Here is a 23,126-nt window from a genome sequence, read left to right on the forward strand (position 1 = left end):
GGCAGTGGTTGCAAATACCAAGCCCGGCAAGCCGCGTGGAATCAAACCAAACACCACTACCCAGCGATCAATCCCAGCAGCTTGATCTTTTTGGTTGATGCCAAAGGCGCAGATCAGTTTGCAGCCGATTGCCAGCACAACCAGGCTTAGGGCTAGGGCCCAAGCACCAGGTTGGAGCAACGTGCTTGCCTGAATCCGCATGCCCACGCTGATGAAATAAAGGGGCAAAAACACCTCAGAAAGAAGTGCCAGGTTGCTGCGCAGGTTTGCAGCTTCTTTTCCCCCGGCTGGCATCGGCGCTATGCGGTTAAGCAGCACTCCGCCCCAAAGGGCGCCGAGCAAACTGGTGAGCTGGCCTACTTCGCCAATCCAGCTGCAAGTAATTAACAGCAGCAGCACCTCCAATAAATCTGGTTGCCAGGGGCCATAGCGCTTCAGCCACCATTTACTTATAGGGATACTCAATAACATCAACGCAATAGCAATCGCTGGCAATGGGCTTGTGTTACCCGGTGCTGCTCCCATGGCAACTGATGCGGTAAGCAAGGCGATAGCAGGTAAATCATCCAGCACGGAAACACCCACCAGTAATCGCTCCGATGCGGTGTGTAGAGCATTTGCTTGGCCTAGTGCCCGCAGGGTTACGCCAGTGCCCGTGGCACTAAGAACGGCCACGCACAGAATTGTGCTGGCATTTGAAAGCCCAAATCCCTGTTGCAATGGCCACCAAGCCAGCAAGGGCGTGAGCGCAGAAAGCAGCACGGTGCGCAGCACCGCTGCAGGTCTTGAACCCAGTAGGCCGCCTTGCACCTCAAGCCCCACCATAAAAAAAGTGTGAGCACTCCTAATTCAGTAAGCCCGGCTAGGGGTGCAATGCGGCTGTAGGGCAAAAAGCTATTACCAAGCAAAAAGCCCACCACAAGTTCCAGTACAATCGCCGGCAGCGCCAAACCTTTTAAGCGGTTAGCAGTAAGCCGAGCAAGTAGAGATCCCACTAGGAGTAACAACAAAGTGCTGAGTAGTGAAGAACCCATCAGGGCACAGTTTTACTCACTTATTAAGCCAACAAAACCAAGCTCAAAGCCATCACAGCCATGCCTGCAATCAAACTCCAAATTGCATGGTGATGTTCGCCATATTCTTTGGCTGCAGGTAGCAATTCATCAAATGAGATGTAAAGCATCACGCCTGCAACAGCGGCAAATACAAGGCCAAACACCAGTTGATTTGGAAATGAACGAAATAGGAAATATCCCACTAGTCCACCGATTGGTTCCGCCAATCCAGATAAAAATGAATACCAGAAAGCCTTGCTGCGGCTGCCCGTAGCGAAGTAGATAGGTGCAGATACTGCTAAACCTTCAGGGATATTGTGAATAGCAATTGCTACTGCAATACTCACGCCAAGTTTTGGATTATTTAGTGCCCCAAGAAAAGTTGCAAGCCCTTCGGGAAAATTATGTATCGCAATTGCCACCGCTGAAAATAAACCCATACGCCAAAGGCGTTTACGGCCTAATGCGGTATGACTATGTTCTTCTCTAGATTGCAACTTAAAAATTACTGATGAATCATGGGCGGGCAATAGATGATCAATTAAGGCGCACAATGCAACCCCCGCAAAAAAAGCGATTACCGTAGCTCCGTAACCTAAACTATTGCCGAGGATCGGTTGCAATGCAAACCTTGCTTTTGGCAGGATCTCAACAAGAGATACATATATCATCGCCCCCGCCGAAAACCCAAGTGATAAAGTTAAAAATGTATTTGTAGATCTGCGAGTGCTAAGCCCAAGCAAGCTTCCGATACCTGTTGATAGGCCAGCAAAGAGTGTTAAAGAAAGCGCAAAGCCACTATTTTGAACTGAGTCTAAAAGCATTTAATACTCATTTTCACATCTAGTGACTGCAATTTAATTAATCAATCAAAACCAAGTAGATCAAATATTTCACGATCTTTAAGAGATTCGGCTTCCAATGGCTTTACATTGTCTATCATCCTTTGGGCAAGAGCTAAATATTCATTTTGCACTGCTTCCACCTCAGGGGTGGCTTCCATTTCGAAAATTGTGCATTTTTTAAGACGCGAGCGGCGAATAGCATCAAGATCTGGGAAATGGGCCATCGTGCGCATGCCAACTCTCTCGTTATATTTATCAATCTGATCGGTATCATTACTTCTGTTAACTACAACACCACCAAGGCGAACCTTATAATTTTTTGCCTTTGCTTGAATTGCTGCAATAATACGATTCATCGCAAAGATCGAATCAAAATCATTTGCTGTAACAATTAAGCAATAGTTTGCATGCTGGAGAGGTGCAGCAAAACCACCGCAAACCACATCGCCGAGCACATCAAAAATTACCACATCTGTGTCTTCTAGAAGATGATGCTCCTTTAGAAGTTTTACAGTTTGACCTGTTACATAACCGCCGCAGCCAGTGCCAGCTGGTGGACCGCCGGATTCCACACACATCACTCCGTTATATCCTTCAAATACAAAATCTTCAGGCTTTAGTTCTTCTGTGTGAAAGTCAACAGTCTCTAAAATATCTATCACCGTGGGCACCATCTTTTTGGTGAGGGTGAAGGTGCTGTCGTGTTTTGGATCGCAGCCGATCTGTAATACACGCTTCCCTAATTTCGAAAATGCCGCCGATAGATTGGAAGAGGTGGTTGATTTACCGATCCCTCCTTTTCCATAAACAGCAATAACTAGGGCACCTTCCTCAATTTTCATTGAGTCGTCTAGATGCACCTGGAGGCTTCCTTCTCCATCTTCTCTGCTGTTTTTGCTGCTGCTGGGGGTGGTAATGGTGGCGGTCATTTGGGATTCAAGTGTTGGTGTATGAAAGTTGTGAGGCTGAAATTGGCTGGCGCCGGGAAACCGGGAAGAAAGTGTTACCGAGTGAAATGGGCCTTGGCTTCATAGAGCACCTCATCTGTTATTTCACTTATCCCGCGCTCATGGGCAAAGGTTTCAGTGTTGCGTTTAACTTTACCCCTTACAAAAAAGGGAATCCGGCCTAACTCTGCGCTACCGCTACTGGTCCAGCTACACCCGCCAGAAACAGTTGCTGGAACAGCTGCTTCTTCTGCAACAAGTTTATCTGCGGGAGCTTTCTGGCCCTTATGGCTCATATGCCCTTCAACAAACTCAAAATCATGGCGGAACATGCCGATTAAGTGCTCCTCCAAGCCCATCATCAATGGATGCACCCAGCTATCAAAAATCACATTCGCACCTTCCCAGCCCATTTGCGGGGCATAGCGAGCAGGCACATCTTGCACATGTAGAGGGGCTGAAATCACAGCGCATGGAATACCAAGCCTTTTGGCGCTATGGCGTTCCATTTGGGTGCCCAGCACAAGTTCTGGCGCAGCGGCAGCCATGGCTGCTTCCACTTCTAGGTAATCGTCGCTGATCAAAGCCTCAATTCCTAATTCTTGGGCGGCAGCTCGCACAGCCCTTGCCTGCTCCCGGCAGTAGCTGCCAAGGCCCACCACTTGAAAACCAAGCTCTTTACTTGCTATCCGCGCAGCTGCAATCGCATGGGTTGCATCAGCAAAAATGAATACCCGTTTGCCGGTGAGGTATGTGGAATCAACCGATTGGGAATACCAGGGCATTCTTGATCGATCTGGTGGAGCTGGAATTTGATCAAGCTCTAAAACCGCTGCTAACTCCTCCCGGAATTGTTGAATTGCACCGATGCCAATTGGCACTGTTTTGATACTTACCATCCCTAATTGACGTTCCAACCAGCTGCAGCTGCTTTCAGCAATTTCTGGATATAAACAAATGTTTGCATCGGCTTCTGGAATTCGCTTTAGATCTGCAGGGCTTGCCCCAAGAGGTGCGGCCACATGCACATCAACGCCAAGTTCTGAGAGTAGTTTCGTAACTTCTATTACGTCGTCGCGGCAACGAAATCCCAGCAGGCTTGGGCCCAGTAGGTTCACTCTCGGTTTACGTTGCTCGCTGCGCCAGCGGCTTGGCGATGGTTTTTCTGCACCTGGATTAAGGGCTTGATCTTTGAGCAAGGTGCGAAGCAGTTGGTAAAACGTTTCGGAAGCACCCCAATTCTCTTTTTTTGAATAAGCAGGTAATTCAAGATTCACAATTGGCAGATTGAAGCCCATGCCTTGGGCCAAGCTACCGGGCTGATCTTGAATTAATTCTGCTGTGCAGCTTTCACCAACCAATAAGGCTTGGGGTTGAAAGCGCTCCACTGCATCACTGATTGAACGCTTTACAAGCTCGGCCGTATCGCCGCCCAGATCGCGAGCTTGAAATGTGGTGTACGTAACCGGTGGACGCTTGTTTTGGCGTTCGATCATCGTGAACAACAAATCGGCGTAAGTGTCGCCTTGGGGGGCATGAAGCACGTAATGCACCCCTTCCATCGAGGTGGCTATTCGCATTGCCCCCACGTGGGGGGGGCCTTCATAGGTCCAAAGGGTGAGTTCCATGGTTGCTGGAATTTGGTTACGAGTTTTTGTTAATTAAAAGCCAGCATTGCGCGTCGTCTTAGGGGTCGTGCAAATAATTCAGCTAAGTCACCCGCTTGATCGCAACCGTGAATTGGGCTAAATACCAATTCAATAGACCATTTGGTAGCAAAACCTTCGGCTTCCAATGGATTTGCCAAACCCATACCGCAAACCACAAGATCTGGCTTAGCAGCCCTTACCCTATCTAGCTGTTTTTCAAGATGTTGCCCCTCACTTAATTGCAATCCGGCAGGCAGGAGATCTAGTTCGGGCTGTTGTAACGCTCTATCAAGGTATGGGGTACCCACTTCCACCAGTTCCATTCCGCATTCGCGGTGTAGAAATCTGCCAAGGGCTAATTCCATCTGGGAATCAGGCAACAGAAACAAGCGCTTGCCTTCTAATTCGCGGCGATGGGGCGCCACTGCCGCGCGACCCCGTTCCACCAGGGGATCCAGCACAGAAGCGGTGTGAGCAGGATCAATGCCAAAAGCTGTGGCGGCCGCTTCAAACCAGCGGCAACTACCCTCCACCCCTAGGGGGTATGGGCTGCTCAGAAGTTGAGCGCCACGGCTTTGAAGTGCCCTGGCAGTGGAACCAAGAAATGGTTGCGCCAGAAGCACTTTTGTGCCTTTGCCAAGGCTTGGCAACTCTGTTGATCTGCGGGGTGGAAAGCTGGCAACATTGCTAATGCCGAGCCGTTCAAACAGGGTGAGAAAGCGCTCCTCTACTCCATCTGCAAGGGTGCCCACCAGCAGTAATTGACTTTCATCATTGGGGGGTAAAAAAGGCACCAAGGCTGTAAGAGCATTGTCTTCGCCTTGGGTAAATGTGGTTTCGATACCACTACCGCTGTAATTAACCACCCGCACTTGGCCTCGCAGGCGCGTGCTGAGCCGTTCCGCAGCTTTTGCTAAATCGAGTTTGATCACCTCGCTGGGGCATGAACCCACTAAGAACAAGGTGCGAATTTCAGGGCGGCGTACTAGCAGATCTGTAACTACACGATCAAGCTCTTCGTTGGCGTCAGCTAATCCGGCAAGATCCCGTTCCCCAAGGATTGCTGTACCAAAGCGCGGCTCTGCAAAAATCATCACGCCTGCAGCACTTTGGATTAGATGCGCACAGGTGCGGGAACCAACCACCAAAAAGAAGGCATCTGGCATGCGGCGATGCAGCCACACGATTGAGGTGAGTCCGCAAAACACCTCCCGCTGTCCGTTTTCTTTAATGATCTCCAATCGCAGCCCTAATCAACACATATATAAATAGTGCTTTTTAAGGGGTAAGAGCCAAACCCCTTGTCTTTTTTAAAGGCGCCTACGAAAAGCATCTCCATAAGCGGGGCTTGTGCGATCGCCACTTTCACTACTGCGGCTCAATTTCCACACATTGCGGCTCACTCGACGCGCAATCAAGCCGCCCCGTTCCACCACGGGCGTACCTGGGCGAGCCCCTAATAAAACAGCTACTTCTGAGGTGCTTAGTGGTGCTCCTGTGCGCACAGCTAAATCGGTAAGTTCCAAACGCTGACGCAGATTCTGCAGATCAGCGGCCTCACCGTGGCTTTCATTCCAAATGGTGGTGAAGTTGGTGTCGTGTGCTGTGCCCATCCTTTGCATTAAGCCAAGCCCAATAAAGGCAAGAGCTTGTTCTGGCTTTACCCCTTGATCCATGGCGTGAGCGATCCAATCGGAGAAATTTGCTTGGGGTTCTTGATTGGAAATTGGTTGGGCTTCGGTGGAGTTGGTGGCTGTTTTGCTCGGCATCAGCAGCTCTTGCGTTATTGCCGGAAGGTACCCACTCCCCATAACTACGCAAGGGGTAGAGCGGTAGAGTCGCGCCAGTATTTATAAAAAAGGCCCTGCCAAGTTTCGCTGACGATCTCTCTAATAGGCGTCGGCGAGCCGGGTTAAGGGATGGCAGCGCCTCTGTATCGATTACAGGCACTCAGGTTGATGTGCCTGTAGGCCCTAGTTGCGTCACTGTTACAACAGATAGCGAGGGCAGACGCCTTTCCCGCCAGGGCGGTCAGGTGGGTTCAATCCAGTTGCGCACCTACGTATTTCTGGATTCCTTGCAGCCGCAGTTAGCGTCATACATGGGAACGGTATCTCAGGGATTTTTGCCAATTCCTGGTGATGCCTGCCTTTGGCTAGAGGTGTCTCCTGGTATGGCGGTGCACCGAGTTACGGATATTGCCTTAAAAGCCAGCACTGTGCGCCTTGGCCAAATGGTGGTAGAGCGGGCTTTTGGTTCCCTCGGTCTTTACCATCGCGATCAGAGCAATGTGCTGCATTCTGGCCAAGTTGTGCTCGAAGCAATTGGCAGCAGCATTGATCGCCGTAGCCCCTGCACTGTTAGTTGGACTGAAATAATCCGCGCCATTACCCCTGATCACGCGGTGTTGATCAATCGCTTGAATCGCCGTGGTTCGATGATCCAAGCAGGGATGAGCATGTTCATTCTTGAAACTGAACCGGCTGGCTACGTGCTGATTGCAGCTAACGAAGCTGAAAAATCCTCAAACATCACTGTGGTGGATGTGAAAGCTGTTGGCGCTTTTGGCCGGCTTACCCTTGCAGGCAAAGAGGGCGATGTAGAGGAAGCTGCCGCTGCTGCAATGCGGGCGGTGGGCAGCATTAATTCACGCTAAGGGAACTTTTAAAACCCCATTAAAGATCCCATTTCAGCTGCAATTGCCCTGATGGCCTTACCCCTACTACCCAGCTTCATTTTTTGATGGGCGGGAAGTTGCGCGTAGGTGCTATTTGCTTCCTTGATCCAGAACACAGGGTCGTAGCCAAAGCCATCTCCCCTTGGTGCAATCAAAATTTCACCTCTACAAAGGCCTTCCGCCTCCAGGCGAATGGTGCCGCTGGGATCTGAAAGTGCCACGGCGCTATGAAATCCAGCACTTCTGTAAAGGCTTTGCTTCAATTCATGGAGAAGTCGATCAATTCGTTCCTTATCACTCGGGGCGTAGCGGGCCGAAAAAATCCCTGGCGCTCCCCCTAAAGCATCCACTTCAAGCCCTGAATCGTCTGCCAGGGCCCAGTTGCCGCACAGAAGTGCCACCTGTGAGGCTTTTAAGCGGGCGTTTTCAAGGTAGGTGCTACCGGTTTCTTCAATTTCTAAACCTTTCGGTTGTTGTTGAACATCAAGGGCAACAGGAGCAAGCATTGCCCTGATTTCATTCACCTTGCTGGGATTACCGCTTGCAATTACAAGTATTTTTTGGTTTCTACTCACCCTGTAGCTGCGTTGATTTAGCCATTCTGCTCTTTGACAGCCCTGCTGAATTCCAGTAGACCTGGACGCCCTAAAGAAAACCTTTGGATACAAGCCTGGTTTTACAAAATTTGCTGTCCCCAGCAATTTTGTTCTTTTTTCTTGGCGTATTTGCGGTGCTGTTGGGCACTGATCTAGAGATCCCTGCCCCATTGCCCAAATTATTTTCACTTTATTTATTACTTTCTATCGGTTTTAAAGGCGGAGTTGAGCTTCAACATAGTGGCTTAGCTGGAAATGTGATTTATACAATTTTAGCGGCAGTTTTTATGTCTATTATAGTGCCAATCTACTGCTTTTTTATATTAAGAAATCGCTTCGATGTATTCAACGCTGCTGCTATTGCTGCCACTTATGGATCAATTTCAGCGGTTACATTCATAACGGCTGAAAGTTTCCTTAGGGTATTGAATATTCCCTCCGATGGATTTATGGTAGCAGCATTGGCATTGATGGAATCTCCAGCCATAATAGTTGGGCTATTGTTAGTTAAATTAGCGGCTCAAAATAGGCCTAGTGATGCTAATTCAAGCTGGGGCCCTTTATTGAGAGAAGCCTTTCTTAATAGCTCTGTTTATCTATTGGTTGGCAGCCTGATTATTGGTTTTCTAGTTGCATGGTTTAATCCGAGCGGTATAGAAAAGATGGAGCCTTTTACGGGGAAACTTTTTTACGGAGTTCTTTGTTTTTTCCTGCTGGACATGGGAATAATCGCCGCTCAACGCCTTGGCGATCTGCGTCAAGCGGGTGCGTTTCTAATTGGTTTTGCGTTGTTGATGCCTTTATTAAATGCTGCTTTTGGCCTGGCAATTGCGCTCTTTTTAGATTTAGGGCAAGGCAATAGTTTGCTATTTATGGTGCTCTGTGCGAGCGCCTCGTATATCGCTGTGCCCGCCGCCATGCGAATGACGGTTCCAGAGGCGAATCCAAGCCTCTATATATCCAGTTCACTTGGCATTACTTTCCCATTTAATATAATAGTTGGTATTCCTTTATACATGGCGCTTATCCAGCGTTTTATCCCTGCAGGTTGATTAATGAAACGTCTTGATTTGATCATGAGTGAGCGCGAGCTCGACAAAGTGCTTAACGCTCTCAAACAAGCCGGCGCCCCTGGCTATTCAGTGATGCGTCATGTAACGGGGCAAGGCCGGGGTGGCGATGTGGTTTCGGAATCGATGGATTTCAGTGGTTTAGGAGCAAATGCCCACGTAATTGTTTTTTGCGATGAAGCCACAATTGAGCAGTTGAAACCAACTCTGAATTCGATTTTTAGTTATTACGGCGGCGTTGCATTCGTGGCCGATGCTCAACCTCTTTGAAAAAATATTGTAAAGATAAAAGTTTAATTGATAAGGGTTGCTTATATCACCCCCTTAAGACGCTGATTGGTTAGGGGTCTCAAACATCTTGACGGATGCGCCTTTGCCGGAGCAGTGTTAGCGGCGAACTTTCCGCCCCCCCTTAAGGAGCTGGCAATGGCAAGCGAAACAATGGGCATTGCCCTCGGCATGATTGAAACCCGCGGCCTCGTGCCTGCGATTGAGGCAGCAGATGCCATGACAAAAGCCGCAGAAGTGCGTCTGATCGGTCGTGAATTTGTTGGCGGCGGTTACGTAACCGTTTTGGTGCGCGGCGAAACCGGCGCCGTAAACGCTGCAGTGCGCGCTGGCGCAGATGCTTGCGAACGTGTTGGTGACGGCCTTGTTGCCGCCCACATCATCGCCCGCCCCCATCGTGAAGTTGAACCTGCCCTTGGTGGCAGCAGCAACTTCCTGGGTTCCAAGGACTGAGGCCTAGGCGTTCCCCCGTAGGGACACCGAAACCCAATCCCCAACTGAATCCATCTGATTTTTCCCCATGAGCAAGAAGTACGACGCAGGGGTTAAGGAGTACAGGGACACTTACTGGACTCCTGACTACGTTCCCCTCGATTCCGACCTACTGGCGTGTTTTAAGTGCACAGGCCAGGAGGGCGTTCCAAGGGAAGAGGTAGCTGCTGCTGTAGCTGCTGAATCCTCCACGGGCACCTGGTCCACCGTTTGGTCGGAACTCCTAACAGATCTTGAGTTCTACAAAGGTCGTTGCTATCGCATCGAAGAGGTGCCTGGCGACAAAGAGGCTTTTTATGCCTTCATCGCCTATCCCCTCGATCTGTTTGAAGAAGGCTCGATCACAAACGTTCTCACCTCCTTGGTAGGCAACGTTTTTGGTTTTAAAGCCCTCCGCCATCTGCGCCTAGAGGACATTCGTTTCCCCTTGGCCTTCATCAAAACCTGCGGCGGCCCCCCTAACGGCATCCAGGTAGAGCGCGACCGTATGAACAAATACGGCCGTCCCTTACTGGGTTGCACCATCAAGCCAAAATTGGGCTTGAGCGGTAAAAACTACGGTCGGGTTGTTTATGAATGTCTCCGCGGTGGCCTTGATTTCACCAAGGACGACGAAAACATCAACTCCCAGCCTTTCCAGCGTTGGCAGAACCGTTTCGAGTTCGTTGCAGAAGCTGTGAAATTGGCCGAGCAGGAAACCGGCGAGCGCAAGGGGCACTACCTCAATTGCACCGCCAATACTCCTGAAGAGATGTATGAACGGGCTGAGTTTGCAAAAGAACTCAACCAGCCGATCATCATGCACGACTACATCACCGGTGGCTTTACTGCCAACACCGGTTTGTCGAGGTGGTGCCGCAAGAACGGAATGCTTTTGCACATCCACCGTGCGATGCACGCTGTGATCGATCGCCACCCCAAGCACGGCATTCACTTCCGTGTATTGGCAAAGTGCCTGCGTTTGTCTGGTGGTGACCAGCTTCACACCGGCACCGTGGTGGGCAAGCTCGAGGGCGATCGCCAAACCACCCTTGGCTATATCGATCAACTTCGGGAATCATTTGTTCCTGAAGACCGCACTCGCGGTAACTTCTTTGATCAAGACTGGGGCTCGATGCCTGGTGTGTTTGCCGTTGCTTCTGGCGGTATTCACGTTTGGCACATGCCTGCCCTGGTGGCAATTTTCGGCGACGATTCCGTTCTTCAATTCGGTGGTGGTACCCACGGACACCCCTGGGGTTCCGCTGCTGGTGCTGCTGCTAACCGTGTGGCCCTTGAGGCCTGCGTTAAGGCTCGCAATGCTGGCCGCGAAATTGAAAAGGAAGGCCGCGACATCCTTATGGAAGCCGCGAAGCACAGCCCAGAGCTGGCTATTGCCCTCGAAACTTGGAAAGAGATCAAGTTCGAGTTCGACACCGTTGACAAGCTCGACGTGTAACGCCTGATTTGAATCGGCTTCCCCTAAACCTCATCAACTAAGGATCCCCATGCCCTTTAAGAGCACCGTGGGTGACTATCAAACAGTCGCCACCCTGGAGACATTCGGCTTTTTACCGCCGATGACCCAGGACGAGATCTACGACCAGATCGCCTACATCGTCGCCCAGGGCTGGACCCCTGTGGTGGAACATGTTCATCCCAGCCGTTCAATGTCGATCTATTGGTCGTATTGGAAATTGCCGTTCTTCGGTGAAAAGGATCTGGGCGTGATTGTTAGTGAACTCGAGGGTTGCCACCGTGCCTACCCCGACCACCACGTTCGTTTGGTGGGCTACGACGCATACACCCAAAGCCAAGGTTCTTGCTTTGTGGTTTTCGAAGCGCGCTGATTAGCGCATCAATTCGGTCCCCACTTCGGTGGGGACCATTACACAAGTTTTTTTTATAGGGGGCGAATATGGCACAGCAGTCGAGTCGCGATGCAGCACTGGCGAGGCGTATGGCGCTGTCAAGTGGAGGAAAAACCGCAGAGAAGCGTTTTTCTAGCAGCGCTGGCCGAGTGCGTAGTGCCCATGAAGCGCGACCTAGCCGCACCATCACTCCAGCTGTTGTGGTTTCTGTTGCATCGCCAAAACCAACCCACAGCTTTCATTTGGCAGCCCCCAGCCACAACATGAGCCGTAATCGCATTTCAAATCCAAGTAGAGATCTTGCTCTTGCCCGCCGTGAGGCCCTAAGCCGTAGGGGAAAGAGAGCTGAAATCAGCAGTGATCGCACAAGAAGTGATCTTGCAAAACAGGCTGAAAAAGCAGTTGTAACTCCGGTGCGCAATGCAGTTGTTGAAGCTGCCCCCGCTTCAATTTTTTCAACTCCTACCCCCAGCACAAATACACGCTCTAACGCTCAACAACCCCTCCGTCGCCACAGCCAGCACAATCCAAGTAGAGCCTTGGTGATCGCCCGTCGCGAGGCCCTGGCTAAGGGTGGAAAATCAGCTAATACCAGCCAAGCAAGCGGCACCGCTGCTGTGATGCGTCAGAGCAATCCGGATATCAGCAGCCGCGAGCTGGCTCTAAAAATTCGTGAACTGCGCAGCAAAACCGGAGCCGCAGCAATCACTAGAGCAAAAGGAAATGGCAGCAGCAGCTCTAGTCGCCCCAGCGGCCCAAATCGCCACGGTTCTAAGCAAACTGCTGCAGACGACGCCACCTGGAAAGTGGGTGTTAGCGAAACCTTGGCTGGGCAAACCGTTACTGGCACCCAGGCCAACCGCTCAATAAAAACCACAGGTAACGAAGCTGCCACTTGCAGAGCAATTACCGGCACTGAATATCTTGGTGCTGAAGTTTTTCAAACTTTTTGCCAAACAAAACCGGCCTCCCAGCAGCCGGCCAAAGTGCGTGTTAGTGCCACCAGCCATGGCAATCGCGTTACTGGCAATGAAGTGGGCCGCAGCGAGAAGGTAACCGGCGATGAGCCAGGCACCTGTAAATCAGTTACAGGCACTGAATACATATCAGCGAATCAATCCGCTGCATATTGCGGAACAACTACTCCAAGTGTGCGCAAGGTGGGTCGTAGCCACACCCTTGGTGGTCAGGCTGTTTCTGGTGTGATGGTGGGCCGCAGCGAGAAGGTAACTGGCGATGAAAGCGGTTCCGGTTTGCAGCTAACTGGAGATCAATATCTCGGCCATGAGCCCCCTGTGGGGGGCCGCGCAGCCACAAAAGTGAGCAGCTTGAGCACTCTGCGCGGAACAGGTATCACAGGAACTCATGTGGGCCGCAGCGACAAAGTAACCGGTGATGAACCGGGCACTTGCCGTTTGGTAACCGGTGATGAATATGTGGGTAGCCAGCAATACGAACGCTTCTGCGGCTCCAGCCCCACCCCAGAGTCAGCCAAGGTGGGATTTAGCCTCACAAATCGCAGTCAAGTTGTGAGTGGCACTTATACCGGTAGATCTGAAAAAGTTACCGGTGATGAACCTGGTACCTGCAAAATTGTTACTGGTACTCCATACATAGGTATGGAACAGGCTGGCAATTTTTGCTCCCCCAGCGCGGCCGCTGGCATCCAGGCCCGCACTCCGCGTAATTCAGCAAGCCCCCTCACCGGTTTGCAACCAGGTATTGGTGGAGTGATGACAGGCGCAGAGCGCGGTGCCTGTGAAAACGTTACCGGCACTCCCTATGTGGGAGCCGATCAGCTGCAGGGAGCCTGCGGCATAAAAACTGGCGCTGAGCCCGATTTCCCTCAACCGCTAGCGGGTACCAATTGGCAGCGTTTCAGCGTGCAATCCCCTGCCCGTTCTGCCCAGGAACAACGCCAAAAAGGTGGGGCTGTTACCGGTAGCACCTATGAGCAGGGTGGCCGAATTACCGGACCCTTCGATATGGCAAGCGGAAAGGTAACAGGCACTGAACAATTTCGGTTTGATCGCACCCCAGCCCCCAGTAGAGCTGTTGTAAGCGCCAAAACTGGTGCAACAGCTCAAGTTGCTGCTGAGCAGGAGCCCGTTTCCCGGGTAACCGGCGAGGGCTCTGGCCATAAAATTACTGGCGATGATTGGGATCGCGGCAAGCGTGTAACCGGCACTGAGGGCCCTTCTGCTCGCCGCAGGAATCCCTCCAGGGTTGGAATTCAAAATTCCATGGCTGCTATGCAACAGAAACGCAATGAAGATGTTGTAGTTCCCACCTGCCGAGTTACAGGTTCTAGTGGCAGTACAGATAAAGGTTCATTGGTCACCGTGTCTGGAGGTGCCCGCGGTTGATGTTGCGCCGTGCGTCACACAACGATAGGCCCATGGAGCCCACGGCTCCAAGGCGCCGACCGTTGGTTTACTCAAGCCCTAGGGCAAGATCACCGCACTGTTTGAGTGATGTTGCCGCCAATGCTCGCCTACACAACTACGACCATCGGGTAAAGGCGTCATTCGATCGCATTGTTCCGGTGTTGCAACAGCTCTCTGCTTTGCAACATGAGAAAAGCTTCATTGTAGATGCGCAGCGGCTTGCGAATGAGCAACTAGGTTTTGAGTTGCCATTGCCAATCCTTGAGATGGCATGGGTCACTCAGCTTGATATGCGCCGCTTGTTTGCGTGGTGTGTATTTGAAGTCTACGAACAAACCAGCAAATCTTTTTTTGAAACAGACCCCCTCGATGGAGCAAGCGCAGCAGATTTTGAACGGCTACTAATTGATTGCGGCTTTCATTTGCTCGATATCACCCCCTGCGCTGACGGCCGCTTAGCCCATGCCATTGCTTTTGGTTTGCGTATTCCCTTTAGCTGTGTGCGACGTCGCCCCCATGCCGGCGCGATGTTCGATGTTGAAAACACAGTTGATCGTTGGGTTAAAACCGAACATCTACGTTTTCGTGAAGCACAACCAAACAGCGCCCACGAACCAACCCGTTACCTAAAGGCGGTGGTATATCACTTCAGTTCTTTAAATCCAAGCCATGAAGGTTGTGCTGCCCATTCATCTAATGATGCGGCTGCCGCTGCCGCTGGCATGGAACGGCTACAGGCTTTCAGGGTGGCGGTTGAAAACAGCTTTTGTTGTGGCGCCTCAGTTGATCTGTTGCTGCTTGGGATAGATACAGATACAGACGCAATTCGGGTGCATGTGCCGGATCGCGATAGCAAGGCGCTTTTAGATCAATGGTTGGATGCAAAAGATGTATATGAATCCACCTATTTACTTTCACCTCATGGGGCAAGAGAAAAAATCTTGCAAATGGTTGAAGCTGCGGTGCAAGGGGAACTTGATCAAGGCATGGTGCGTTTTATCGCCCAGTTGTTTGAAAACAACATCTCCCAAATCGATTATGTGAAGGAATTTCACGATGGTGCTTACGCTGATGCCGGTCATGCCGAACGCTTTATTGGCGTTGGCATCGGTTTTAAGGAGATTCATCTACGCAACCTCACCTATTTTGCCCATGTAGATACTGTTGAAGAGAGCACCGCAGATCTTGATGTGGGAGTAAAAATATTTACGGGTTTAAATGTTTCTCGCGGTCTTCCTATTCCGGTGGTGGTTCGTTTTGATTATCGCGGCAAAGTGCCTGGCGCAAGGCAAAGGGCTATTTCCCATGGAGAAAGGGTGATGGCAGCCATAAAACAAAGATATTCAGATTTATATCAACAAGGCTTGCTTCATTTGTTGTTGTCTGTTCGAGATCGCGATCGTTTTGTGGCTGCAGAAACCGTTAGTTCCAGCATTACTTTCCCTACCCCCGGAGGTCATTAACATGCTTATTTGTAAAGTTGTGAAGCCTTTGGTTTCCACTAATCGCATTCCTGATTTTGAACACAAACACCTTCAAGTAGTACTTGACGGCAGTACCCAAAAAGTTGCTGTTGATGCAGTTGGGTGCATCCCGGGCGATTGGGTGATCTGCGTAGGTAGCTCCGCTGCAAGAGAAGCAGCTGGTAGTAAGTCTTATCCCAGCGATTTAACAATTGTTGGCATCATCGATCATTGGGAACCTGAGCCACCTAAACCAGCAGCTCCAGCGGTGGTTAATTGATGGAAATTATGCAAGTTATCGGCTCCCTTGTATGTACCCATCGGGTGGCTGGTTTAGGCCACATGAACCTGCGGGTGTTGCGCAGTAATAAAGGAAAACTAAGCGTTGCTGTTGATCCGGTTGGTGCTTCCGCTGGGAATTGGGTTTTTACAGCTAGCGGTTCAGCGGCACGTTTTGCATGCCCGGATCCAAATATATTTACAGATCTAACTATCGGAGGAATTATTGATTTCTGGGCCCCCGACGGCTGACCCAGAAATCACCCTTCTTAGCTAATCAACAAAAAGTTTAAACCTCAGTAAATTCCCATTCCTCATGGCAACTCCAACACCTCGCCAGCCTGCTAGCCGTCGCAATAGCCCAGATGCAAATTCCACTCCAGCCGAAGTTACTAAGGCTTTGCCTACGGCAGCTCAATCCGTGCCATCCTCTACAACAACATCACCTCCAACGCCGCCTCCAGTAGAGCCGCCCAAGACCAGCACCAGCAGCCCCAAAAAACCTTCCACCCGTAGTCTTTCAACAGCCATGACAAATCCAATTCAAGGTATCGCCCTCGGCATGATTGAAACCCGCGGTCTAGTGCCAGCGATCGAGGCAGCTGATGCCATGACAAAAGCAGCTGAAGTAACCCTGATCGCCCGTGAGTTCGTAGGTGGCGGTTACGTAACGGTGATGGTTCGCGGTGAAACGGGCGCTGTTAACGCGGCGGTTAGAGCTGGCGCTGATGCCTGCGAACGTGTTGGTGATGGCTTGGTTGCCGCTCACATCATTGCTCGTCCCCACGCTGAAGTTGAACCTGCCCTTATCGCAAGCGACATCCGCAGGAGCTGATAGCAGATGGGTTCTGTTCATCCAAGGGTTCTAGCGGCCCTAGGTAGGGCCTTAAGCCTTGAATTAACATCCGTTCAGCAATACATAACCCACGCCTGCCTAGCTGATCTTTGGCAGCTGAATGAACCAGCTGCCCTGTTTCGCAGCGAAGCTGGGGCTGAGATCCAGCACAGCGAACGCATTATTCAATGCATGCTTTCCCTAGGAGTGGCTCCTGCTGCATCACAATTGAGGCCTGTTAGTTCAGCTGAAGATTTAGAGGGTTTGTTGCTTGCCGATATTCAACTTGAAAATGATCTCATATTTCACTATACCGAATCAATGCGCTTTTGTTTGTTAATCAGTGATCACTTACATGCTAATTTTTTCAAGTCTTTACTAGAAGAAGAGCAACAGCATGCTGCTGAATTGGTTAAGTGGTTGAAAGTTTTACAGGGATTTTAAGTATATGCAGCCTGAGCTTCCTCTATCTATTCAGTATGTGTGGCTGATCCCCCTCTATGGATTTAGTGGCATGCTTTTGTCGCTTCCATGGGCTGCCGGTTGGTTTAAGCGCCAAGGTCCAAGGCCGGCGGCTTACTTGAATTTAATAATGACTCTTCTAGGAGTCATACATGGCAGCTTGGTGCTGCAACAAATATTGCAAATAGGGGCTCAGCATTTGCAATTTGACTGGTTTGGTGTTGGTGATATGAACTTGCAAATCGGATTCGAATTAAGCCTTACTAATTTAGCCGCACTTGAATTTGTTACTGCAATGAGTTTACTTGGGCAGGTTTTTGCCCTCGGCTACTTGGATAAGGAGTGGTCGCTTGCCCGCTTTTATGCCCTTGTTGGTTTCTTTGAAGGTGCGATGGCGGGTGTTGTCTTAAGTAGTAATTTGTTTTTTAGCTTTTTCTTGTTGGAAATGCTCACTTTATCAACATATTTGCTTGTTGGTTTTTGGTATGCGCAGCCATTAGTTGTTACAGCTGCGCGGGATGCATTTCTTACAAAACGTGTTGGAGATGTATTGCTTTTGATGGGAATGGTTGCCCTTTCTGCATGGGCGGGATCTTTGGAATTTAATGATCTTTATGAATGGAGCGCCACCGCCACTGCTAGCGGTGCTTTATCTCCTTTGGCTGGCAGCTTGATCGGCCTAGGGCTAATTGCCGGACCGATGGGTAAATGCGCCCAGTTTCCGATGCATCTTTGGCTAGATGAGGCCATGGAAGGGCCAAATCCTGCCTCAATCCTTCGTAATTCCGCAGTGGTTACCTGCGGCGCCTTAGTTCTTCTGAAGGTTATGCCACTACTACGGTTTTCTCCCTTAGCTATCAATGTTTTACTAGTAGTAGGAACAATTAGTGCTATTGGTGGAGCTTTAGTTGCCATAGCCCAGGTTGATCTTAAACGTGCTTTTTCCTATGGCACTAGTTCATATCTAGGTTTGGTTTTTATAGCTATCGCTCTTCAGCAACCCGCAGTTGCATTACTGCTTTTATTCGCCCATGGCCTAGCAAAAGCACTGATCTTTATGGGTGTTGGCAGTGTTATTTGCACTACTAATTGTCAGGATCTTACTGAATTGGGAGGTTTGGGCGCCCGCATGCCGGCAACAACGAGCGCCTTTCTTGTGGCAGGTGCTGGCCTAACGGGTTTATTCCCTTTGGGTTGTTTTTGGTGTTTTGGATTGCTTGTGCAGGCCCTTTTGCCCAGCCATCCATTCCTAGCTGCTGTGGTGCTATCAACAAACCTATTAACTGCTTTTAATTTAGTGCGGGTTTATCGCCAGGTTTTCTTAGATACACCCCACCCCAAAACCCGCAGGGCCCCTGAGGTGGGTTGGTTGATGGCTTTACCTATGGTGAGCTTGTCAGTGATGGTTCTTCTTCTCCCACTTGTTTTTCAACGCCTTAATCCTGTGCCTGGATTGGCGGCAATTAATACTTCTAGCGTTGTCTTAGTTGTTGCAAGCGGTGCTCTGGGCGTAGTGGCAGGTAGCTTTGTGCGTCTTGATCGCTTTTGGTCGCGTTCTGTATTAAAACCGTTGCGGGCAGTGCAGGATCTTCTTGCTTACGATTTTTATACAGATAAGTTGTATCGAGCAACGATTGTTCGCTTGGTTGCGGGTTTTGCAGATCTAACCAATCGTTTTGATCAGGAGGTTGTAACCGGCCTAGCTAATCGTTTGGGTGGTCTATCTATGCAAGGAGCTGAGGGCTTAAAGCTAGCGGTGAGCGGCCAGATGCAAACCTATGTTCTCACGGCAGTATTAGGGATTGTGCTTCTACTGGCTTCTCTTGTGTGGTCGATGGGCTGAGGACTAAATGATGCTATCTATCCTGCTATTGATTCCTCTTTTTGGAGCCCTGCTCTTCTTGCTTTTGCCTAGCGAGTTAGCGCCAACACGCATGCGCAGTATTGCAATTGTGGTGTTGGTATTGCAATTGTTATGGAGTATAAGACTACTTTTTGCCTTTGATCTTGAGCTGCCTGGAATGCAGTTGCAGGAATCATTTAGCTGGGTAGAGCGTTTGGGTTTGCGCTACGAATTGGGGATAGATGGGCTTTCATTGCCACTGGTGCTTCTCAATGCCGCACTTACTCTTGTGGCAGCGGTTTGCACAAGAGAATTAAGTGAGAGACCGCGGCTTTATTTTGCTTTAATTTTATTAATCAGCTTCGCTGTTAATGGAGCATTTGTTGCTAATAATCTTTTGTTTTTCTTGATCTTTTATGAACTTGAGTTGATTCCATTGTGGCTCCTAATATTAATTTGGGGCGGCACCCAAAGGGTGTATGCTGCAACAAAATTTTTATTATTTACTGCTGTATCAGGTGTTTTAATTTTAGCTGCTTTCCTAGGCCTCGCCTTTATTAATGGCAGTGTTGATTTTAGTTTGAGCCCGCTAGTAACCGAGCGGATTGGCATGGGCAGCCAATTGATTTTGCTCGGTTGCTTGTTGGTGGGTTTTGGCATCAAGATTCCGCTTGTGCCATTCCATAGTTGGCTGCCAGATGCACACACCCAAGCTTCTACACCGGTTTCGGTTTTGCTAGCTGGAGTGTTGTTGAAACTTGGAACTTATGGCCTGTTGCGTTTTGGCTTAGGTATGTTTCCTGATGCTTGGGCTGTGCTTGCTCCTGCGATGGCGATTTGGGCCGCTATTTCAGTTTTATATGGATCACTTGCAGCAATTGCTCAGCGAGATATGAAACGCATGGTGGCATTTAGCTCAGTTGGTCATATGGGTTATGTGCTTCTCGCGGCTGCAGCTGCAACACCGGTTGCTTTGATGGGTGCAGTATTTCAAATGGTGAGCCACGGTTTAATCTCTGCCCTTTTGTTTTTGTTGGTGGGAGTTGTTTATCGCAAAACAGGCACTCGCGACCTTGAAGTATTGCGGGGTTTACTAAATCCAGAACTGGGTTTGCCTTTCACCGGCACATTAATGATCCTTGGAGTTATGGCTAGTGCTGGGCTGCCGGGAATGGCTGGCTTTATCTCTGAGTTCCTTGTGTTTAGGGGCAGTATTCAAATTTATCCTTTAGCTACTTTGCTATGTATGGTGGGATCAGGTTTAACGGCTGTTTATTTTCTCTTACTTGTTAACCGCGCATTTTTTGGCCGTTTAGCAATTACCCCTGAGGAAGATCCAGCCATCCAAAAACGATTAGATGTGCAGCTAGCTCCTGTAGCTCCGCGGGAAACAATTCCTGCACTAGCTCTTGCAATAGCAGTGATTGCTCTTGGCCTTATACCTGCTGGGCTTGGTGGTATTAGTGATGCCGCCACCGGCGCTATGGCCCAATTGTTTTCAGGAGCAGGCTAATGCCAATTATCCCATCTGAACTAGTTAGTTTTTCTGAGGTGCCCTCCGCGCTTGATTTGAAGGCTAAATTACTTGCAAATCAAACTTTACTTGCTGAAAGCGAAACACATGTTGTTGAAGTAGTTGATGTGCTTAAAAGCTATGGGGAAGTGCTTGATGCTTACAGTAAAAACTTAATTTATCAAGCGGAAAGCCAATTTCTAGTTCCTTTTCCTTTGTTTAAATATTTAGATGGAGATAAATCTTTTGCAAAAATTTGGCGGCATCTTTGCCATGACCGCATTAACTTTGAATATGCTGAATATTGCATGAAGGCAATGCTTTGGCACGGTACGGGTGGGATGGATGCTTATTTTGATAGCGCCGCATTTATAGAAAATATCGCAGCTATCATTCAAGTAAAGCGCCGTGATCCTCTATTGGGTTTGTTGCATCCTCTGTTCCCTCAGTTTTTACCTGAATTAATTCGAACAGCTGCAACCACCCATGCATTAGGCCAATTCTGGCGTGTAATGAGCGATCTTTTTATCGACCTTGCTGATGCTGAAGCTGATAAACGAGTGTGCTCAATTTCGGATGTGGTGGATTTTATAAAAGCTGGTTTAGTGGCTGCTGCTGGTAATCCAATTAGCTACGGCGTAAAGCTTGGTAATAAACATTTTTGGATATTACCGCCTGAAGCGGGCCTTACTTTTCTGGCTGACGTGGCAGTGCCATATGTAGAAGCTGTGTTTTTGCGCGGCACCCCATTTTTGGGCACAGTTTCGTTTAATGCACAGGCTCAGCAGATCTCTCCAGATCAGGCTCAATTTTGTTATGGGGCCCTTTATGCAGATCCCCTACCAACTATGGGAGCGGGAATACCACCAAGTTTGTTAATGCAAGATATGTATCGCCATTTGCCCAAGCGCTTGGATCTCCTTTATCAAAATCGCACCCGAGGAGAAGGTGATGTGCGGGTGAAAATCTGCCGCAGTTTTCAAAAATCCATGTTTTGCGTTACGAATGCTGCCATCGCAGGTACTTTCCCCCACGGGCTAGCAGGCACCACTGCTGATCAACTAGCTGCTGATGAAGCGTATGCAGACGCCTGGGCCAAGAGACTTTCGCAGGGGCGCACTGATTGCCTCGCCGTTTAAGGTTCTTGTTATGAAGCATCAATGGACGCCAAGACCAAAGCCGGATCGAGTTGAGTGGCTTGAGCGGCGGCTCGAATTTAACGATTACGCCAGTAATCGTGATTTTCTTGATCGTTTAAATGATTTTTGCGAAAAGGAGGCAAGGTTTCCAGATATTAGCTTTGGTCGTACCTACGTAAATATTACTTTGAGGGCTGAATTGGAAGGCTCGGCAATCACAGAAGTTGATCATATCTTTGCGGCAAGTATCGACAAATTAGTTTAATTTATTTATTTTTTTAATAAAATATTGGCTAATGGCGCCGCCGTGAGTCTATTTGCATTAAATCTTTTACCTGTTGTATTTGATTGGCAAGATTTGGATCGATTGCAAGCTTTTTATCTATTTGTTGAACTGCATACATAACAGTAGTGTGATCTTTTCCGCCAAATTGATCGCCGATTTTTGGTAAGCTTAAATTTGTGCATTGACGCATTAAATGCATACCTACCTGCCGAGCTTGGCTCACTGCTTTTTTACGACTACTACTACACATCTCAATGGTGCTTACACCAAAAACTTCTGCTACTTTTTCAAGTACTAATTTTGGATTTATATCTCCTTCCGGCAGTGATGATCCCAATAGTGGAGCCACAGATTCCACGGTCATTGGTAATCCAGTAATTGATGCAAATGCCACAGCTCTTGTGAGCGCACCCTCTAGTTCGCGGATATTTGAGGTGAAACGCGCAGCTAAATATTGGATTAATTCTCTCGGTAAGCTCATCTGTTCTTGCTCTGCTTTTTTGTGTAAGATTGCCATACGAGTTTCAAGATCTGGAGTTTGGATATCTGCAATTAACCCCATTGAAAATCTTGATATCAATCGTTCTTGAAGGCGTTGAATTTGGCTTGGTGGGCGATCACTGGCAATAACTATCTGCCGGCCTGCTTCATGTAAAGCATTAAAAGTATGAAAGAATTCTTCTTGAGTGTATTCCTTGCCTTCTATGAATTGGATATCATCAACTAAGATTAAGTCGCAGGCGCGATATCTATCCCGGAAAGCCTGCATTCCATCTTTACGGATTGCAAGTATTAAATCATTTGTAAATGTTTCTGTTGAAACATAAAAAACTCGGGCAGCGGGATCGATCTCAACTCTGTAATGGCCGATGGCTTGCATTAGGTGGGTTTTACCAAGCCCCACCCCACCACAAAGAAAAAGAGGATTAAATTCACGTCCTGGTGATTCGGCTACAGCTAGAGCAGCGGCATGGGCCATCCGGCTATTGGGACCCACCACAAAACGTTGAAAGCTGTAGCGAGGATTTAAGTTTGCTTTCAAGCGTGTGGCTGGTGTTGCAACAGCTACTGGCGGCTGGCTTTGCGGTGCAACTTTCAGTTCTTTGTAATTAGTTGCTGGTAAGGGAGACCCGCCGGGATCATTGGCGCTGGTAATGATCACCTGCATCGCCCTACCGCTATGGGCGCTTGCTAATTCAGTTATTAGGTTTAGGTAGTTGCGTTGCAACCAACCAGAGGCAAAAGGGTTTGGCGCTTCAATTTGTAAGGTGTCGCCAGAAACTGCAAGGCAACGCACCGGACGAATCCAGGTTTCAAAGGTTGGTTTACTGAGATTTCCGTGCAGTTCCTTCTGCACTACTTCCCATAAATCCAGTTCTGGTAAAGGTATGGCTGTCACTTGGCGAAAACTGATCCAACCGGTACCGAATGCCGAATATAGGGGCAGCAG

General features: G+C 49.2%; 24 protein-coding genes. 16 read left to right on the forward strand and 8 right to left on the reverse strand.

Annotated elements, in window-relative coordinates:
- The 6 genes from AC2JC8_RS02630 to AC2JC8_RS02655 all read right to left on the reverse strand — a co-directional run.
- The coding region (locus tag AC2JC8_RS02630; protein WP_484594161.1) for a cation:proton antiporter at positions 1-825 on the reverse strand (825 nt) is incomplete at its 3' end.
- A gap of 232 nt (positions 826-1,057) precedes the next feature.
- A complete protein-coding gene (gene zupT / locus AC2JC8_RS02635) occupies positions 1,058-1,879 on the reverse strand; it encodes a zinc transporter ZupT (RefSeq protein WP_484419943.1) in 822 nt (273 codons plus the stop codon).
- Between the two features lie 41 nt (positions 1,880-1,920).
- The gene (gene bchL, locus AC2JC8_RS02640; RefSeq protein WP_484400488.1) at positions 1,921-2,829 is read right to left on the reverse strand and encodes a ferredoxin:protochlorophyllide reductase (ATP-dependent) iron-sulfur ATP-binding protein; all 909 of its coding nucleotides are present in this window, start codon (positions 2,827-2,829) and stop codon (positions 1,921-1,923) included.
- 74 nt (positions 2,830-2,903) lie between these two features.
- The gene (locus tag AC2JC8_RS02645; protein ID WP_484400487.1) at positions 2,904-4,475 is read right to left on the reverse strand and encodes a ferredoxin:protochlorophyllide reductase (ATP-dependent) subunit B; all 1,572 of its coding nucleotides are present in this window, start codon (positions 4,473-4,475) and stop codon (positions 2,904-2,906) included.
- A 29-nt stretch (positions 4,476-4,504) separates the two neighbouring features.
- Positions 4,505-5,737, reverse strand: a complete 1,233-nt coding sequence (locus tag AC2JC8_RS02650; RefSeq protein ID WP_484419944.1) for a ferredoxin:protochlorophyllide reductase (ATP-dependent) subunit N — start codon at positions 5,735-5,737, stop codon at positions 4,505-4,507.
- Positions 5,738-5,806: 69 nt separating this feature from the next.
- On the reverse strand, positions 5,807-6,172 hold the full coding sequence (locus AC2JC8_RS02655) for a hypothetical protein (protein WP_484400502.1): 366 nt from the start codon (positions 6,170-6,172) through the stop codon (positions 5,807-5,809).
- 188 nt (positions 6,173-6,360) lie between these two features.
- Here AC2JC8_RS02655 and AC2JC8_RS02660 point away from each other — a divergent pair, with 188 nt between their 5' ends.
- Positions 6,361-7,152 (forward strand): BMC domain-containing protein, encoded by a 792-nt coding sequence (locus AC2JC8_RS02660; RefSeq protein WP_461555331.1) that lies wholly within the window; start codon positions 6,361-6,363, stop codon positions 7,150-7,152.
- Between the two features lie 8 nt (positions 7,153-7,160).
- On the opposite strand, the gene rdgB is transcribed toward AC2JC8_RS02660, so the two are convergent.
- Positions 7,161-7,748 carry an RdgB/HAM1 family non-canonical purine NTP pyrophosphatase gene (rdgB, locus tag AC2JC8_RS02665; RefSeq protein WP_484594162.1) on the reverse strand — a complete coding sequence of 196 codons (588 nt, stop codon included), beginning with the start codon at positions 7,746-7,748 and terminating at the stop codon, positions 7,161-7,163.
- A gap of 83 nt (positions 7,749-7,831) precedes the next feature.
- On the opposite strand from rdgB, the gene AC2JC8_RS02670 reads away from it, so the two are divergent.
- The 15 genes from AC2JC8_RS02670 (at position 7,832) to AC2JC8_RS02740 (ending at position 21,655) form a co-directional block, all read left to right on the forward strand.
- Positions 7,832-8,821, forward strand: a complete 990-nt coding sequence (locus AC2JC8_RS02670) for a sodium-dependent bicarbonate transport family permease (RefSeq protein WP_484400484.1) — start codon at positions 7,832-7,834, stop codon at positions 8,819-8,821.
- 3 nt (positions 8,822-8,824) lie between these two features.
- Positions 8,825-9,109 (forward strand): P-II family nitrogen regulator, encoded by a 285-nt coding sequence (locus AC2JC8_RS02675; RefSeq protein WP_484400483.1) that lies wholly within the window; start codon positions 8,825-8,827, stop codon positions 9,107-9,109.
- A 156-nt stretch (positions 9,110-9,265) separates the two neighbouring features.
- Positions 9,266-9,580, forward strand: coding sequence for an alpha-carboxysome major shell protein CsoS1 (gene csoS1 / locus AC2JC8_RS02680; RefSeq protein WP_106499478.1), 315 nt, complete (start codon positions 9,266-9,268; stop codon positions 9,578-9,580).
- A 67-nt stretch (positions 9,581-9,647) separates the two neighbouring features.
- The gene (locus AC2JC8_RS02685; RefSeq protein WP_484400482.1) at positions 9,648-11,057 is read left to right on the forward strand and encodes a form I ribulose bisphosphate carboxylase large subunit; all 1,410 of its coding nucleotides are present in this window, start codon (positions 9,648-9,650) and stop codon (positions 11,055-11,057) included.
- 49 nt (positions 11,058-11,106) lie between these two features.
- Complete coding sequence (locus AC2JC8_RS02690; RefSeq protein WP_255132014.1) at positions 11,107-11,448, forward strand: ribulose bisphosphate carboxylase small subunit; 342 nt, start codon at positions 11,107-11,109, stop codon at positions 11,446-11,448.
- A 68-nt stretch (positions 11,449-11,516) separates the two neighbouring features.
- Positions 11,517-13,835, forward strand: a complete 2,319-nt coding sequence (gene csoS2, locus AC2JC8_RS02695; protein ID WP_484400480.1) for an alpha-carboxysome scaffolding protein CsoS2 — start codon at positions 11,517-11,519, stop codon at positions 13,833-13,835.
- A gap of 32 nt (positions 13,836-13,867) precedes the next feature.
- A complete protein-coding gene (locus tag AC2JC8_RS02700) occupies positions 13,868-15,319 on the forward strand; it encodes a carboxysome shell carbonic anhydrase (RefSeq protein ID WP_484594163.1) in 1,452 nt (483 codons plus the stop codon).
- Between the two features lies 1 nt (position 15,320).
- Positions 15,321-15,599 (forward strand): alpha-carboxysome shell vertex protein CsoS4, encoded by a 279-nt coding sequence (csoS4, locus tag AC2JC8_RS02705; RefSeq protein ID WP_255132019.1) that lies wholly within the window; start codon positions 15,321-15,323, stop codon positions 15,597-15,599.
- Positions 15,599-15,850 carry a carboxysome peptide B gene (locus AC2JC8_RS02710; RefSeq protein WP_255132022.1) on the forward strand — a complete coding sequence of 84 codons (252 nt, stop codon included), beginning with the start codon at positions 15,599-15,601 and terminating at the stop codon, positions 15,848-15,850. The genes csoS4 and AC2JC8_RS02710 overlap by 1 nt, the downstream gene beginning before the upstream one ends.
- A gap of 64 nt (positions 15,851-15,914) precedes the next feature.
- The gene (gene csoS1, locus AC2JC8_RS02715) at positions 15,915-16,433 is read left to right on the forward strand and encodes an alpha-carboxysome major shell protein CsoS1 (RefSeq protein ID WP_484594164.1); all 519 of its coding nucleotides are present in this window, start codon (positions 15,915-15,917) and stop codon (positions 16,431-16,433) included.
- Between the two features lie 6 nt (positions 16,434-16,439).
- A complete protein-coding gene (locus AC2JC8_RS02720) occupies positions 16,440-16,877 on the forward strand; it encodes a ferritin-like domain-containing protein (RefSeq protein ID WP_484400477.1) in 438 nt (145 codons plus the stop codon).
- Positions 16,878-16,881: 4 nt separating this feature from the next.
- Positions 16,882-18,738: an NAD(P)H-quinone oxidoreductase subunit F gene (locus AC2JC8_RS02725; protein WP_484400476.1), complete on the forward strand. Its 1,857-nt coding sequence runs from the start codon at positions 16,882-16,884 to the stop codon at positions 18,736-18,738.
- Positions 18,739-18,745: 7 nt separating this feature from the next.
- Positions 18,746-20,251: an NADH-quinone oxidoreductase subunit M gene (locus AC2JC8_RS02730; protein ID WP_295474147.1), complete on the forward strand. Its 1,506-nt coding sequence runs from the start codon at positions 18,746-18,748 to the stop codon at positions 20,249-20,251.
- The gene (locus tag AC2JC8_RS02735; RefSeq protein WP_295533457.1) at positions 20,251-21,390 is read left to right on the forward strand and encodes a CO2 hydration protein; all 1,140 of its coding nucleotides are present in this window, start codon (positions 20,251-20,253) and stop codon (positions 21,388-21,390) included. The genes AC2JC8_RS02730 and AC2JC8_RS02735 overlap by 1 nt, the downstream gene beginning before the upstream one ends.
- Positions 21,391-21,400: 10 nt before the next feature.
- The gene (locus tag AC2JC8_RS02740; protein ID WP_484400474.1) at positions 21,401-21,655 is read left to right on the forward strand and encodes a 4a-hydroxytetrahydrobiopterin dehydratase; all 255 of its coding nucleotides are present in this window, start codon (positions 21,401-21,403) and stop codon (positions 21,653-21,655) included.
- A 28-nt stretch (positions 21,656-21,683) separates the two neighbouring features.
- Here the strand turns inward: AC2JC8_RS02740 and dnaA are convergent, their stop codons facing one another.
- Entirely contained in the window at positions 21,684-23,066 is a 1,383-nt protein-coding gene (dnaA, locus tag AC2JC8_RS02745; protein ID WP_484594173.1) for a chromosomal replication initiator protein DnaA, read from the reverse strand.
- Between the last annotated feature and the right edge of the window lie 60 nt (positions 23,067-23,126).

The organism is Synechococcus sp., assembly GCF_982614295.1.

Excerpts from the sequence above, each read along its gene's own strand:
- zupT (WP_484419943.1), bottom strand. The coding sequence starts at position 1,879 with ATGCTTTTAGACTCAGTTCAAAATAGTGGCTTTGCGCTTTCTTTAACA.
- bchL (WP_484400488.1), bottom strand. The coding sequence starts at position 2,829 with ATGACCGCCACCATTACCACCCCCAGCAGCAGCAAAAACAGCAGAGAA.
- AC2JC8_RS02645 (WP_484400487.1), bottom strand. The coding sequence starts at position 4,475 with ATGGAACTCACCCTTTGGACCTATGAAGGCCCCCCCCACGTGGGGGCA.
- AC2JC8_RS02655 (WP_484400502.1), bottom strand. The coding sequence starts at position 6,172 with ATGGATCAAGGGGTAAAGCCAGAACAAGCTCTTGCCTTTATTGGGCTT.
- AC2JC8_RS02675 (WP_484400483.1), top strand. The coding sequence starts at position 8,825 with ATGAAACGTCTTGATTTGATCATGAGTGAGCGCGAGCTCGACAAAGTG.
- csoS1 (WP_106499478.1), top strand. The coding sequence starts at position 9,266 with ATGGCAAGCGAAACAATGGGCATTGCCCTCGGCATGATTGAAACCCGC.
- AC2JC8_RS02685 (WP_484400482.1), top strand. The coding sequence starts at position 9,648 with ATGAGCAAGAAGTACGACGCAGGGGTTAAGGAGTACAGGGACACTTAC.
- AC2JC8_RS02690 (WP_255132014.1), top strand. The coding sequence starts at position 11,107 with ATGCCCTTTAAGAGCACCGTGGGTGACTATCAAACAGTCGCCACCCTG.
- csoS2 (WP_484400480.1), top strand. The coding sequence starts at position 11,517 with ATGGCACAGCAGTCGAGTCGCGATGCAGCACTGGCGAGGCGTATGGCG.
- AC2JC8_RS02700 (WP_484594163.1), top strand. The coding sequence starts at position 13,868 with ATGGAGCCCACGGCTCCAAGGCGCCGACCGTTGGTTTACTCAAGCCCT.
- csoS4 (WP_255132019.1), top strand. The coding sequence starts at position 15,321 with ATGCTTATTTGTAAAGTTGTGAAGCCTTTGGTTTCCACTAATCGCATT.
- AC2JC8_RS02710 (WP_255132022.1), top strand. The coding sequence starts at position 15,599 with ATGGAAATTATGCAAGTTATCGGCTCCCTTGTATGTACCCATCGGGTG.
- csoS1 (WP_484594164.1), top strand. The coding sequence starts at position 15,915 with ATGGCAACTCCAACACCTCGCCAGCCTGCTAGCCGTCGCAATAGCCCA.
- AC2JC8_RS02720 (WP_484400477.1), top strand. The coding sequence starts at position 16,440 with ATGGGTTCTGTTCATCCAAGGGTTCTAGCGGCCCTAGGTAGGGCCTTA.
- AC2JC8_RS02725 (WP_484400476.1), top strand. The coding sequence starts at position 16,882 with ATGCAGCCTGAGCTTCCTCTATCTATTCAGTATGTGTGGCTGATCCCC.
- AC2JC8_RS02730 (WP_295474147.1), top strand. The coding sequence starts at position 18,746 with ATGATGCTATCTATCCTGCTATTGATTCCTCTTTTTGGAGCCCTGCTC.
- AC2JC8_RS02735 (WP_295533457.1), top strand. The coding sequence starts at position 20,251 with ATGCCAATTATCCCATCTGAACTAGTTAGTTTTTCTGAGGTGCCCTCC.
- AC2JC8_RS02740 (WP_484400474.1), top strand. The coding sequence starts at position 21,401 with ATGAAGCATCAATGGACGCCAAGACCAAAGCCGGATCGAGTTGAGTGG.